Annotated in this window: 9 protein-coding genes, 2 pseudogenes and 1 riboswitch; of the genes and pseudogenes, 9 read left to right on the top strand and 2 right to left on the bottom strand. The window is 53.8% G+C overall.

Translation table 11 applies throughout. The features are described 5' to 3' along the window. Positions 1-70: 70 nt before the first annotated feature. Positions 71-1,513: a nicotinate phosphoribosyltransferase gene (locus tag PGS25_RS05595; RefSeq protein ID WP_118480144.1), complete on the bottom strand. Its 1,443-nt coding sequence runs from the start codon at positions 1,511-1,513 to the stop codon at positions 71-73. Between the two features lie 252 nt (positions 1,514-1,765). Here PGS25_RS05595 and PGS25_RS05590 point away from each other — a divergent pair, with 252 nt between their 5' ends. From PGS25_RS05590 to PGS25_RS05555, 8 genes are all read left to right on the top strand, one after another. Then, positions 1,766-3,019, top strand: coding sequence for an argininosuccinate synthase (locus PGS25_RS05590; RefSeq protein ID WP_117487980.1), 1,254 nt, complete (start codon positions 1,766-1,768; stop codon positions 3,017-3,019). 70 nt (positions 3,020-3,089) lie between these two features. Beyond that, positions 3,090-4,484, top strand: coding sequence for an argininosuccinate lyase (gene argH, locus PGS25_RS05585; protein ID WP_118480142.1), 1,395 nt, complete (start codon positions 3,090-3,092; stop codon positions 4,482-4,484). Next, complete coding sequence (argC, locus tag PGS25_RS05580; RefSeq protein ID WP_270417937.1) at positions 4,474-5,394, top strand: N-acetyl-gamma-glutamyl-phosphate reductase; 921 nt, start codon at positions 4,474-4,476, stop codon at positions 5,392-5,394. Before argH ends, argC begins: the two co-directional genes overlap by 11 nt. A 21-nt stretch (positions 5,395-5,415) precedes the next feature. After that, complete coding sequence (gene argJ, locus PGS25_RS05575) at positions 5,416-6,624, top strand: bifunctional glutamate N-acetyltransferase/amino-acid acetyltransferase ArgJ (RefSeq protein ID WP_270417936.1); 1,209 nt, start codon at positions 5,416-5,418, stop codon at positions 6,622-6,624. 43 nt (positions 6,625-6,667) lie between these two features. Beyond that, the gene (argB, locus tag PGS25_RS05570) at positions 6,668-7,540 is read left to right on the top strand and encodes an acetylglutamate kinase (RefSeq protein ID WP_118729825.1); all 873 of its coding nucleotides are present in this window, start codon (positions 6,668-6,670) and stop codon (positions 7,538-7,540) included. Positions 7,541-7,605: 65 nt separating this feature from the next. Beyond that, on the top strand, positions 7,606-8,787 hold the full coding sequence (locus tag PGS25_RS05565; RefSeq protein ID WP_118729826.1) for an aspartate aminotransferase family protein: 1,182 nt from the start codon (positions 7,606-7,608) through the stop codon (positions 8,785-8,787). A gap of 113 nt (positions 8,788-8,900) precedes the next feature. After that, entirely contained in the window at positions 8,901-9,815 is a 915-nt protein-coding gene (argF, locus tag PGS25_RS05560; protein ID WP_270385745.1) for an ornithine carbamoyltransferase, read from the top strand. 109 nt (positions 9,816-9,924) lie between these two features. After that, positions 9,925-10,056: riboswitch (FMN riboswitch) on the top strand. An 89-nt stretch (positions 10,057-10,145) separates the two neighbouring features. Beyond that, positions 10,146-10,757 carry an ECF transporter S component gene (locus PGS25_RS05555; protein WP_110436750.1) on the top strand — a complete coding sequence of 204 codons (612 nt, stop codon included), beginning with the start codon at positions 10,146-10,148 and terminating at the stop codon, positions 10,755-10,757. Between the two features lie 211 nt (positions 10,758-10,968). Here PGS25_RS05555 and PGS25_RS05550 read toward each other — a convergent pair. Then, positions 10,969-12,160 (bottom strand): annotated as a pseudogene (locus tag PGS25_RS05550) (IS256 family transposase). A 270-nt stretch (positions 12,161-12,430) separates the two neighbouring features. On the opposite strand from PGS25_RS05550, the pseudogene PGS25_RS05545 reads away from it, so the two are divergent. After that, a pseudogene (locus PGS25_RS05545) lies at positions 12,431-13,177 on the top strand (transposase). The last annotated feature ends 112 nt before the right edge of the window (positions 13,178-13,289 follow it).

The raw sequence follows: 13,289 nt of genomic DNA, 5'->3' as shown, positions 1-13,289 counted from the left end.
CAATCTTGCGATTGGGCGCAAAGAAACAGCGAACCACTATATTATGGTTCGCTGTCTGCGAATTTGCTTGTTAGATGCGGCAGGCTTCAAGAAGTTCGTTCTTGCAGCTCCACAGCTTTTTGGAAAGATCCACGAAGTAGGTCTGCGGATTTTCGAAACGCTTGATCTGATCCCACAGTGTATCGACCTCACGGATGCAGTACTTGCGGATGTCCTCAACATCCGGGCTGTTATAAATGCACTTGCCGTGCTTGAACAGCTGTACGCGCAGCGGACGAACCGTATAATCGGTAACGATACGCTGCTTCCAGGTGTAGACCGGATGGAACAGTACATACGGCAGAGAAGCGTCGATCTGCTCGTCGTGCACGGTGAGCACGTCGCCGAGCGCCTTGCCGGTCTTGTTGTCGAACAGGCGGTACACCTGCTTGAAGTGCGGTGTGGTGATCTTCTCGACGTTCTCGGAAACCTTGATCTTCGGGATGATCTCGCCGTTTTCATCCTCAACGGCAGCCAACTTGTATACGCCGCCGAATACCGGCTCGGACTTGGAGGTGATGAGCCGCTCGCCGATGCCGAACGAGTCTACGCGGGCACCCTGCACGAGCAGGTCGCGTACCAGATACTCATCAAGCGAGTTGGACGCCATGATCTGCATATCCTCGAAGCCTGCGGCATCGAGCATTTTGCGGGCCTCGATAGAAAGGTAAGCGATATCGCCGGAATCCAGACGGATGCCGCGTGCGCGGATGCCCTTTTCCGCTTCCAGTTCCTTGGCGACACGGATTGCGTTCGGCACACCGGACTTGAGTACATTATAAGTGTCAACCAGGAATACGCAGTTATCCGGATAAATATCCGCATAAGCCTTGAAGGCTTCGTACTCGCTGTCAAACATCTGCACCCAGGAGTGCGCCATCGTGCCGCCGGCCGGAATCTTGTAGTCACGGTCGGACAGAACGCAGGCCGTGCCCTGACAGCCGCCGATGTAGGCAGCGCGGGCGCCGAGGATAGCGCCGTCGTAGCCCTGTGCCCGGCGGGAGCCGAACTCAAGTACGGTACGGCCCTCTGCTGCACGCGTGATGCGGTTTGCCTTGGTGGCGATCAGGGTCTGGTGGTTGATGGTCAGCAGGATCATGGTTTCGACAAACTGTGCCTGGATCATCGGACCGGCCACCGTTACGAGCGGCTCACCGGGAAATACCGGCGTACCCTCGGGTACGGCCCATACGTCGCATTCAAACTCAAAATCGCGCAGATAATTGAGGAAGGACTCCGAGAAGCACTTGCGGTTGCGAAGATATGCAATATCCTCTTCGGAAAAATGCAGGTTATTGAAGTATTCAATCAGCTGTTCCACGCCTGCCATGATGGCATATCCGCCGCCGTCCGGTACACGGCGGAAGAACATATCGAAGTATGCGCGGCGGTTGCCGATACCCTTTTCAAAGTATCCGTTCGCCATCGTAAACTCGTAAAAGTCAGTGAGCATGGTTAAATTTCTTTCGGTCATTGCGAAAAACGCCCCTTTGCGCACTATTTTTTGTGCGCTTTTATTCATTCCGTGCAATCTGTCTTGACACAGTGCATTTATAATATAATAGTACGTTTTTACAGAAAGTGCAAGCATTATTTATCAAATTCAAATTCATAGTATGCATAAATATACAATAGAGAAAATAATTATAAATTTCACTTGCCAAATGAGTATGGCGGTAGTATAATAAAACCATCGAAAAAAACGCAGAATGCGAGGTCGAAAAACATGGAAAAGAAATATAACAAAGTTGTTCTGGCATATTCCGGCGGTCTGGATACTTCGGTACTCATTCCGTGGCTGAAGGAGCATTACGGCTGTGAGGTCATTGCGGTTTCCGGCAACGTCGGTCAGGGCACCGAGCTGGACGGTCTGGAGGAGAAGGCGCTCAAGACCGGCGCGTCCAAGCTGTACATCGAGGATCTGACCAAGGACTTCGTTGATGACTACATCATCCCGACCATGAAGGCGGGCGCAACCTACGAGCAGTACCTGCTGGGTACCTCGTTCGCTCGTCCGATCATCGCAAAGCGTATTGTTGATATTGCACTGAAGGAAGGCGCTGACGCGATCTGCCACGGCTGCACCGGCAAGGGCAACGATCAGGTTCGTTTCGAGCTGGCTATTCATGCATTTGCACCGCAGATGGACATTATCGCTCCGTGGCGTTTCTGGGAGCTGAACAGCCGTGAGAAGGAGATCGAGTATGCGGAAGCACACAACATCCCGCTGAAGATCAACAAGGAGACCAACTACTCCAAGGATAAGAATCTGTGGCACCTCAGCCATGAGGGGCTGGACCTCGAGCTGCCGTCCAACGAAGCACCGATCAACAAGCCGGGCTTCCTCGAGCTGGGCGTTTCCCCGGAAATGGCTCCGGACAAGCCGACCTATGTTACCATTCATTTCGAGAAGGGCGTTCCGACCGCAGTTGACGGCGAGAAGCTCGAGTCTGTTGCCCTGATCGAGAAGCTGAACAAGCTCGGCGGCGAGAACGGCATCGGTATCCTCGATATCGTTGAGAACCGTCTGGTCGGTATGAAGAGCCGCGGTGTTTATGAGACTCCGGGCGGTGCGATCCTGTACGCAGCACATGCAAAGCTGGAGGAGATCACCCTCGACAAGGAGACCGCACACTACAAGAATCAGGTTGCTCTCAAGTTCGGCGAACTGGTTTACAATGGCCAGTGGTACACGCCGCTGCGCAAGGCGCTCTCTGCATTTGTTGACTCCACCCAGGAGACCGTTACCGGCGATGTTAAGCTGAAGCTGTACAAGGGCAACATCATCCCGGCTTCCGTAACCTCTCCGTACAGCCTGTACTCCGAGGATATGGCAACCTTTAACGAGGATGACTGCTACGATCAGGCAGATTCCGCAGGCTTCATCAACCTGTTCGGTCTGCCGCTCAAGGTTCGTGCCCTGAACGATCAGATCCTGTACAAGAAGACCGGTGAGCATTTCCCGTCTGTTGAAAAGTAAGTAAAAGAAATCATAGGGCGGCACGCCCGTCGTGTGCCGCCCTATGAGTGTTTTGTGAGGTAACATAGATATGGCAAAATTATGGGCAGGACGTTTCCAGAAGGAAACCGATCTGGTGGTAAACGACTTTAACTCTTCCATCCTGTTTGACTGCCGCTTATATAAGGAAGATATCACCGGCTCTATCGCGCACGCTACCATGTTGGGTAAGCAGGGTATCATCGAGGAGCATGAGGCCGAAAAGATCGTCGAGGGTCTTAAGGGCATTCTGAAGGATATCGAGGACGGCAAGGTTGAGTTCTCGCTCGATTACGAGGACATCCACATGAACGTCGAGCAGCTGCTGACCGAGCGCATCGGTGATACCGGCAAGCGTCTGCACACCGGCCGTTCGAGAAACGATCAGGTTGCACTCGATATGCGTCTGTACGTCAAGAAGGAGATCAAGGAGATCATCAAGCTGATCCTCGGCTTCATGAAGGCACTGACCGCAAAGAGCCGCGAGAATCTTGATGCGGTTATGCCGGGCTACACCCATCTGCAGCGCGCACAGCCGACGACCTTTGCACACTATATGATGGCGTATGCCAACATGCTCAAGCGCGACGTATCCCGCCTGCAGGACTGCTGCGAGCGCATGGACGAAATGCCGCTTGGCTCGGGCGCACTGGCTTCGACCACTTATCCGATCGACCGTGACTTCGTTCGTCAGCAGCTTGGCTTTGCCCGCCTGACCGACAACTCGCTCGACGGCGTATCCGACCGTGACTACTGCGTGGAGCTGCTCTCCGCGCTGTCCATCCTGATGATGCACCTGTCTCGTCTGTCCGAGGAAATTATTTCGTGGTGCTCGTGGGAGTTTAAGTTTGTCGAGCTGGACGATGCGTACTCCACCGGCTCGTCCATCATGCCGCAGAAGAAGAATCCGGACGTCTGCGAGCTGATCCGCGGCAAGACCGGCCGTGTTTACGGTGCGCTGACCACCATGCTGACCGTACTCAAGGGTCTGCCGCTGGCGTATAACAAGGATATGCAGGAGGACAAGGAGGCTGTATTCGGCGCTATCGACACCGTAAAGCAGTGCCTTGAGGTATTTACGCCGATGTTCTCCACCATGACGCTGCGCCGCGACAACATGCGCAAGGCAGCCTCCCGTGGCTTTATCAACGCAACCGACTGCGCCGACTACCTGACCAAGAAGGGTGTTCCGTTCCGCGATGCGTACAAGACGGTCGGCCGTCTGGTCAACCAGTGTATCAAGGCCGATGAGACCCTCGAGACCATGACCATGCGCGACTTTGCAGCAATTTCCAACAAGTTCGGCGACGACGTATACGACGCACTCGACCTGCGCACCTGTGTTGCTGAGCGTAAGGTCATCGGCGGCCCGGCTCCGCAGGAAGTAACCCGCCAGATTGATAAAATTGACAAGTTCATCGCGGAGGTTGAGGACGATGAAGCCTAAAATTTACATCGACGGCAAAGAGGGCACGACCGGTCTCCAGATTTACGAGCGCCTCGGCGGCCGCGACGACATCGAGCTGCTGCTCATCGATGAGGATAAGCGCAAGGACACCGAGGAGCGCCGCAAGTTCCTCAATGCAGCCGACATTGCGTTTCTGTGCCTGCCGGATGCGGCGGCGAAAGAGGCGGTTTCGCTCATCGAGAATGATACCACCCGTGTCATCGATGCATCGACCGCGCATCGCACCGACCCGGACTGGGATTACGGCTTTGCTGAGCTGTCCAAGGCGCACCGCGAAGCCATCAAGAACTCCAAGCGCGTTGCCAATCCGGGCTGCCACGCAAGCGGATTTATTTCCTCGGTTTACCCGCTGGTAGCAAACAGTATCATTGCCGAGGACACCGCGCTCACCTGTGCTTCGCTGACCGGTTACTCCGGCGGCGGCAAGAAAATGATCGCGGAGTATCAGGACGAGAACCGCGATCCGCGACACGATTCCGAGCGCATTTACGGTCTGAACCTGCACCATAAGCACCTGCCGGAGATGGGCTACATCTGCGGTCTGACGCAGGCGCCGGTGTTCGTGCCAATCGTAGGTGACTTTTACAAGGGTATGGCCACCACAGTTATGCTCCCGGGCGTAGATGCACATCTCGTGCATGCGACGCTCACCAGGCACTACGAGGGTCAACAGCTTGTCACCGTGGCGCCGTTCGGCGGGGAAGAGCCGATGATCTACGCCAACACGCTGGCCGGTCACGACAGCTTAAAGCTCATTGTCTGCGGCCACGAGGAGCAGACGATCGTCACCGCGCTGTTTGACAATCTCGGCAAGGGCGCTTCGGGCGCTGCCGTGCAGAATATGAATATCATGCTCGGTCTGGATGAAACGACCGGCTTAAACCTCTGATTTCAGCAGGAGGAAACAGTTATGAAGATTATCGAAGGCGGCGTTTGCGCCGCAAAGGGCTTTAAGGCGGGCAGTGTGCGCTGCGGCGTCAAGGAAAGCCGCACGAATGACGATACCGCAATCATTTTCAGCGAATGCGAATGCACCGCGGCTGCCACCTACACGATGAACCGTGTCAAGGCGGCTCCGCTGTATGTTACCATGGAGCACCTCGAGGACGGCGTAGCACGCGCGATCGTTGCCAATGCGGGCAACGCGAACGCCTGTGCACCGGACGGTATGGAGAACGCCCGCCGCATGGCAAAGGCAGCTGCTCAACTGCTCGGCGTTGCGGAAACCGACGTTGCCGTTGCATCCACCGGTGTTATCGGCCAGCGCCTGAACATCGAGTGCATCGAGGAGCACCTTCCGGAGCTTAAACTGGAGGACAATGCCTCCGAAAAGGCCAACCGTGCCATCATGACCACCGACACCAAGCCCAAGACGGCGGCTGTCGAGTTCACCATCGGTGGCAAGACCTGCCGCATCGGCGGCATCTGCAAGGGCAGCGGCATGATTCATCCGAACATGGGCACTATGCTGTCCTTCATCACGACCGACTGCGCCATCACGCATGAAATGCTGACTGATGCACTTCAGGAGAACGTAAAGAAGACCTACAACCGTGTAACGGTTGACGGCGACACCTCCACCAACGATATGTGCATCGTGCTCGCAAACGGCATGGCAGGCAATACACTCATCGAGTGGCAGGACGAGGAATATCAGGCGTTCTGCAAGGCACTCAACGAGGTCAACACCCGCCTGGCGCGCCAGATCGCTGCAGACGGCGAAGGCGCAACCAAGCTGGTTACCTGCACCGTTAAGAACTCCCGCTCCGAGGAAGCAGCTGAGCGACTGGCCAAGGCTGTTGTCGGCTCCAATCTTGTCAAGGCGGCCATGTTCGGCGCAGATGCAAACTGGGGACGCGTGCTGTGTGCAATGGGTTATTCCAAGGCACCGTTCCGTCCGGAGTACGTTTCTGTGGCGTTCGAGTCCGCTGCAGGCAGCGTAGCAGTCTGCGACAAGGGTGCTGCTCTGGATTTTGATGAAGATCTGGCGAAAAAGGTGCTCTCCGAGAACGAGGTTACCATTGCGGTTGACGTAAATGAGGGCGAGGACAGCGCTACTGCATGGGGCTGCGATCTTACTTACGATTACGTTAAGATCAACGGTGATTACAGAACTTGATTCTTAAAAACGAAGAAAACTCCCGATAAAGGAACGAATTAGTATGGATACTCAACTTGATGCGGAGCTGCGTGCCAATATTCTGGTCGAAGCGCTTCCGTATATTCAGGAATATTACGGTCAGACCGTTGTTGTAAAATACGGCGGCAACGCAATGATCAACGAGGAGCTGAAGGACGCGGTCATCCACGATCTGGTACTGCTCAATCTGGTCGGCGTCAAGGTCGTTATCGTACACGGCGGCGGCCCGGAAATCAATGAAATGCTGGGAAAGATCGGCAAGGAGAGCAAGTTTGTCAACGGTCTGCGCTACACCGATCGTGAAACCATGGATATCGTCCAGATGGTGCTGTGCGGCAAGGTCAACAAGGACCTTGTAACCCTGATCGAGAAGGCAGGCGGCCGCGGCATCGGTCTCGGCGGCATGGACGGCGGCCTGTTTCAGGCGAAGCGCCTGACCGACCGCTCGGGTACGGATTACGGCTACGTCGGCGACATTATGGATGTAGACCCGTCTCCGGTTATCGACGTGCTGCAGCAGGGCTATATTCCGGTCGTTTCGACCGTTGCACAGGGCATCGACGATGAAACCAACTACAACATCAACGCTGATACCGCAGCCAGCAAGCTGGCAGTTGCACTCGGTGCAAAAAAGCTGATTCTGCTGACCGACGTACGCGGTTTGATGCAGGACATTAACGATCCGGACAGTGTCATTCACCGTCTCAAGGTGTCCGAGGTGCCGAAGCTGGTGCGCGACGGCATCATCAAGGGCGGCATGATCCCCAAGGTAGACTGCTGTGTTGAGGCAGTCCGCAAGGGCGTTGAGCGTGCCACCATTCTGGATGGCCGTGTCAAGCATTCGATTCTGATCGAGCTGCTTTCCAAGGTCGGCGCAGGCACTATGTTTCAGTAATTGAGAATTGAAAATGGAGAATGGAGAATGATTCGCTCCGTATCTCCGATAAAAGGTGATACCCTATGACTTACAATGAATTAAAAAGCGAAGAAAATAAATATGTAATGAACACCTATGGCCGTTTCCCGATTGCGCTGGACCACGGCGAGGGTGCGACTCTGTGGGACGTTGAGGGCAAGAAGTACATCGATCTTGCTTCCGGCATCGGTGTAAACTGTCTGGGTTATGCCAATCCGGCAATCATTGACGCGATCGATAAGCAGGCGCACAAGCTGATGCATGTTTCCAACCTGTTCACCACCGAGCCGATGGTTCAGGTTGCCAAGAAGCTGGTAGAAAAGACGCATCTGGGCGGCAAGGTATTCTTTGCCAACTCGGGCGCCGAGGCAAACGAGGGTGCCATCAAGCTGGCACGCAAGTACTCGTTCGACAAGTATGGTGAGGGCCGCTTCAAGGTGCTGACGCTCATCAATTCCTTCCACGGACGTACCGTAACCACGCTGAAGGCCACCGGTCAGGAGCGTTTCCACAACTATTTCTTCCCGTTTACCGAGGGCTTTGATTACGCGGTTGCCAACGACATCAAGTCGGTACGCGCAAAGGCGGACGATATGACCTGCGCCATCATGATGGAGCTGATTCAGGGCGAGGGCGGTGTCCTGCCGCTTGACCGCGAGTTCGTCAAGGAGGTAGAGAAGCTCTGCCGCGAGAAGGATATGCTGCTCATCATCGACGAGGTGCAGACCGGTATCGGTCGTACCGGCAGCCTGTTTGCTTTCCAGCAGTACGACATCAAGCCGGATGTTGTCACTATGGCAAAGGGTCTTGGCGGCGGCATGCCGATCGGCGCCGTCATGGCGGCGGATACCTGCTGCAACGTCCTGACGCCGGGCACACACGCGACCACCTTCGGCGGTACGCCGATTGTTTGCTCCGCAGCAAACGTCGTGCTCGATACTGTCGGTGACGGCCAGTTCCTGATGAAAGTACGCGAAAAGGGCGAGTACCTTCGCAACGGCATCCTGTCCCTTGGCTCGCCGAATATCAAGGGTGTGCGCGGCATGGGTCTCATGCTCGGCATCATCGTTGAGGAAGGAAAGCACTCTGTGTTTGCCAATAAGCTGATCGAAAACGGCGTTCTGGCGATCACCGCCGGCAAAAATGCCGTTCGTCTGCTCCCGCCGCTCACCATTTCGAAGGAAGAGATGGATGAAGCACTCGCTATCATGGCAAAGGTATTTTAATCAAAGGTCTTGACAATTAGTAATTAACGTGATTATCGCACTGGTGCAGCAGCACCCAAATAATTACTAACTACTAATTATTCATTGCTAATTTGCAGAAAGGGTTTATTACAATGAAGCATTTACTGAAGCTGCTTGACTGCTCCACCGAGGAGATCATCGGTCTGCTCGATCTGGCGGATCAGCTCAAGTATGAGAGAAAACACAACATTTCCCATCGTCACCTGGAAGGCAAGAGCCTTGGCATGATCTTCCAGAAGTCCTCCACCCGTACCCGTGTTTCCTTCGAGACTGGCATGTATCAGTTGGGCGGTCAGGCGCTGTTCCTGTCCAACCGTGATCTGCAGATTGGCCGCGGTGAACCGGTACAGGATACGGCCCGCGTGCTGAGCCGCTATCTGGATGGCATCATGATCCGCACCTACGAGCAGAAGGAAGTAGAGGATCTGGCAAACTACGGCTCTATTCCGATCATCAACGGTCTGACTGATTTCTGCCATCCGTGTCAGGTTCTGGCGGACCTCATGACCATCCGCGAGAAGTTCGCAGTCCTCGAGGGCCTCAAGCTGTGCTACATCGGCGACGGCAACAACATGGCCAACTCGCTGATCGTCGGTGGTCTCAAGACCGGCATGAAGGTTTCCATCGCAACGCCGGTGGACTACCGTCCGGACGCTGAGGTTATGGCATTCGCAGAGCCGAACCCGAACTTCTTCATCACCGATGACCCGATGAAGGCTGCTGAGAACGCAGACGTTGTTATCACTGATACATGGGCGTCCATGGGTCAGGAAGCCGAGAAGGAAGTCCGCATGAAGGCATTCCAGGGCTATCAGGTCAATGATGAGTTGCTGGCTGCTGCAAAGCCGGGCTGCATGGTGCAGCACTGCCTGCCGGCCTACCGTGAGCAGGAGATCACCACCAAGGTGTTCGAGGAGCACGCAAACGAAATTTTCGAGGAAGCAGAAAACCGCCTGCACGCACAGAAGGCCGTTATGGTTACTCTGATGAGCAGCAAGGAAGACTGATTTCTGATAAAAAGCCGCTTTCGCAAGGGAAGGCGGCTTTTATGTTTTTTCTTGCTGAAGTGTTGACAAGTCTTTTACTGGCGACTATAATAGCAGTATAAATAAATCAGTTCTGTTTCAGGGCGGAGTGAAAGTCTCCACCGGCAGTATACAGGCTTCGAGCCTGATAGTCTGCGAGCCGCAAGGCATGATGGGTTAGAATCCCAACCGACGGTTATAGTCCGGATGAGAGAAACAGATGTACCTATCGCTACGTCTGTATGCCTCTGGAGCAATCCAGGGGCTTGTTTTATTTATGGAACAGGACTCCTGAAAGGGAGAAAAACAGCAATGACAAAAACCAGCAAAATCACCTACACCGCAATTTTTGCGGCTATCGCAACCGTGCTGATGTACTTTGAATTCCCGATTCCGTTCATGCCGCCGTTCCTCAAGGTGGATCTGTCCGGCGCAGTCGTGCTCATCGGTGCGTTTATCTTCGGCATCGCTCCGGCGATCACGATGATCGGCATCAAGGACATCATTCATCTGACCCAGACCCAGACCGGCGGCTCCGGTGAGGTCGCAGATTTTCTGATGCTTTCCACGCTCGTTGTTATCGCCGTGCTGCTGTACCGCGGTCACAAGAGCCGCAAGATGGCTGTCCTCGGCTGTGCAGCCGGATCGGTCGCTATGGCCTGTGTCGGTATGCTGACCAACTATTTTCTTATCATTCCATTTTATTCGCAGGTTATGCCGCTGCAGGCTATCTTTGATGCATGCAACGCGATCAACCCGTATGTGACCGGCATGCAGGGCTATCTGCTGCTCGGCGTTCTGCCGTTCAATCTCATCAAAGGCGCAATCCTGACTGCGATTACCATGCTTGCCTACAAGAAGCTGAGCGTGTTCATCAAGTCCAAGCAGATCGAATTGCACCACTCCAGACAGCGTGTCGGCTAAGTAAAAAACGAAGGTGCTCTCCAGCAAACGGAGAGCACCTTTTTGTTCAATAATCGCAAACAGTGCGGCAATATCTATGATTTCGACAAAGATCTGTATACGAATTGACAAAATGCGTGACCAAGATTATATCACATGCGTGCATCTAATAGACTCGGTCCCGTCAAGATTTGTGCGCAAAAATGTTTGCAGGTTCTCCGGCTGAGTGAAGTCAGCCGGCAATGAAGGCGTCGTCCAGCGCTGTCTCCGAGTGCTTCATGTTCATATATTTTTTCTGCCCCACTGCGTGCCCGCCACATGGCGAAGCCAAGCGCAGACCAGCATCAGAGCAGAGTTGCCGTCAGGGAACGTCCCCACCACGCGGGTTCTGCGGCGGATCTCACGGTTCAGCCGCTCGATCACATTGTTGGTGCGGATGCGCGTCCAATGCTCACTGGGAAAATCGCAGTAGGTCAGCGTCTCCTCAATGCCGTCCTCGACCTTCTTGGCAGCCTCCTTCAGCTTCATGGCGCGCAGTCCGGCAACGACTGCTTTAGCCTTCTCGCGGAATGTCTTTTTGCTCTCCTGGGCGTGGATCGCCTTGAGCATTTTTGCCACAATTTTGACCTTGGATTTAGGCAAAACAGAGAAAACATTGCGATAGAAATGCACTGTGCAGCGCTGGTATTTGGCGTCTGGGAACACCTCGCCCACGGTCTCCAGCATCCCCATGCACTTGTCACCGACGATGAGTTTTACGCCGTCCAAGCCGCGTCCGCGGAGCCACTGAAAGAAGCTGACCTAGCTGGCCTTATCCTCTTTCATTCCCTCGGCGGCGCCTAAAACCTCATGGAAACCGTCATCATTCACGGCGATTGCCACCAGAATGGCTACATTTTCATACTCTCCGCCCCAGTTGCGGCGCGGATAGATGCCGTCCACGTAGACATACGGATAGCGCCCGCCCTGTAACGGGCGGTTGCGTCAGTCCTCGATATGGACGTAGGCTTTCTTGTTCGGTTCACTGATGATGGCGGGCGAGACCTTGCTGACCCACAGCGCCTCGGTGATGTCCTCTACCCGGTGCACGGAAACACGCCTGCCAGGTACATCTCGATGAGGGCCTCCTCCACGCTGCTCTCCCGGCGGCGATACCGTTCGATGATGGCAGTCTCGAAGGATACGCCCTTGAGTCGCGGCATATGGAGCGTGACGTCACCAGAGGCGGTGGTGAGATTCCGGTCATAGTGGCCGCTTGCGGTAGCCCTGACGGTCTCGCTGCGTTCGTAGCGGGCAGCCTGTCTCAGGGACTCCGTCTCCTTTTCCGGCAGCTCATTCAGGGTTTCCTCCACGCTGCTGCGGACCAATTCCTTGTTTTTCCCCTTGATGATTTCCTCATTCAGCTGTACAATTTTCTCGGACATAGTTTGTTGTCTCCTTTCAGAATGGTGTGTGGTAACTTCATTCTACCAGAGCCTGCAAACTATGTCTTCTTTTATGCGGTTTTCAATTTGCGCAACTTATTGTACCTTATCATATGAATTAGGAAGAATAGCATGGCTTTATGGAGATCAAGTTCGCAAAAGCAAACAGAAAATAGACAAGCCATCAGGGCTCCTGCAAAATGATAGTTGTCGAAAAAATCATGATGTAAAGGAGAGACCCTAATGGCACACAAATAGAATACCACAAATCTGACAGAATTGCTACTGCAATGTGTGACGCAACCGGATCCGATGCTGAGTATGGCTGGAATGGCTATGCACAGAGCTGATGGAGGCAGAGGTCGATCAGCAGCTAGGCGCAGAGAAAAGTCAACGCACGGACGGAAGAAGCGGCTACCGCAGCGGTTATCGTCCTCGTCGTTTGGATACCCGAATGGGCACGATGTACCTCATGGTACCCAAGGTTCGTCAGGGCGGCTACATTCCGTTCTTCGTTAATCGCTCCCTCGCTGATACAGTATACCCGGTTCTCCGGGTGGACGCACTGTGCGAAAAAGTTCGTGTAGATGGCAGAATTGTCAGCATGGCGGTGCTTATCGTGCGCGGTGTGGACGAAAATGGCCGCAGAGATATTATCGCGCATATGATGTGATCGACTCCTATGCCAAACGCTTTCCGAAAGCGGTTCAGTGCCTTGAAGACGGATTGGAAGATTCTCTGGCCTTCTATGCATTTCCAATGCTGGATGCGTGAAAAATCTCATCTTCCAACATGATTGAGAGATTGAATCGTGAAATCCGGAGACGTACCAGCGTGATTGGAATCTTTCCGAATAAAAGTTCCTATGTTCGTCTGGTGACAACGTATCTCATGGAATACGCCGAGGACTGGTCTGCTTCCAGAGTAAATATACAGCGCTCGTGTTTTTCGTCTTATTATTGCTCATCAACGGCGCAGCTCTGTGAAAAGCTTCACGGTGTTTTCTTGCACTTATAGAATATTTATACGAAACGCAGATAAATGAACGCATAGTCATTAAACGAAAAATATTAGACAGTATATATGGAAATGACATAATAGAGAATTGGTAGTCGTTTTTAAGATAATA

The organism is Butyricicoccus sp. AM78-15b2TA, from assembly GCF_027665985.1.
GTDB lineage: Bacteria > Bacillota > Clostridia > Oscillospirales > Butyricicoccaceae > Agathobaculum > Agathobaculum butyriciproducens.
The sequence above is the reverse complement of the archived record's forward strand: the minus strand, read 5'-3'. Positions and strand labels throughout refer to the sequence as shown.

Bases quoted from the DNA above. Each gene is read 5' to 3' on its own strand.
- PGS25_RS05590 (WP_117487980.1), top strand. From the start codon at position 1,766: ATGGAAAAGAAATATAACAAAGTTGTTCTGGCATATTCCGGCGGTCTG.
- argJ (WP_270417936.1), top strand. From the start codon at position 5,416: ATGAAGATTATCGAAGGCGGCGTTTGCGCCGCAAAGGGCTTTAAGGCG.
- argC (WP_270417937.1), top strand. From the start codon at position 4,474: ATGAAGCCTAAAATTTACATCGACGGCAAAGAGGGCACGACCGGTCTC.
- argB (WP_118729825.1), top strand. From the start codon at position 6,668: ATGGATACTCAACTTGATGCGGAGCTGCGTGCCAATATTCTGGTCGAA.
- PGS25_RS05595 (WP_118480144.1), bottom strand. From the start codon at position 1,513: ATGACCGAAAGAAATTTAACCATGCTCACTGACTTTTACGAGTTTACG.
- argH (WP_118480142.1), top strand. From the start codon at position 3,090: ATGGCAAAATTATGGGCAGGACGTTTCCAGAAGGAAACCGATCTGGTG.
- argF (WP_270385745.1), top strand. From the start codon at position 8,901: ATGAAGCATTTACTGAAGCTGCTTGACTGCTCCACCGAGGAGATCATC.
- PGS25_RS05565 (WP_118729826.1), top strand. From the start codon at position 7,606: ATGACTTACAATGAATTAAAAAGCGAAGAAAATAAATATGTAATGAAC.
- PGS25_RS05555 (WP_110436750.1), top strand. From the start codon at position 10,146: ATGACAAAAACCAGCAAAATCACCTACACCGCAATTTTTGCGGCTATC.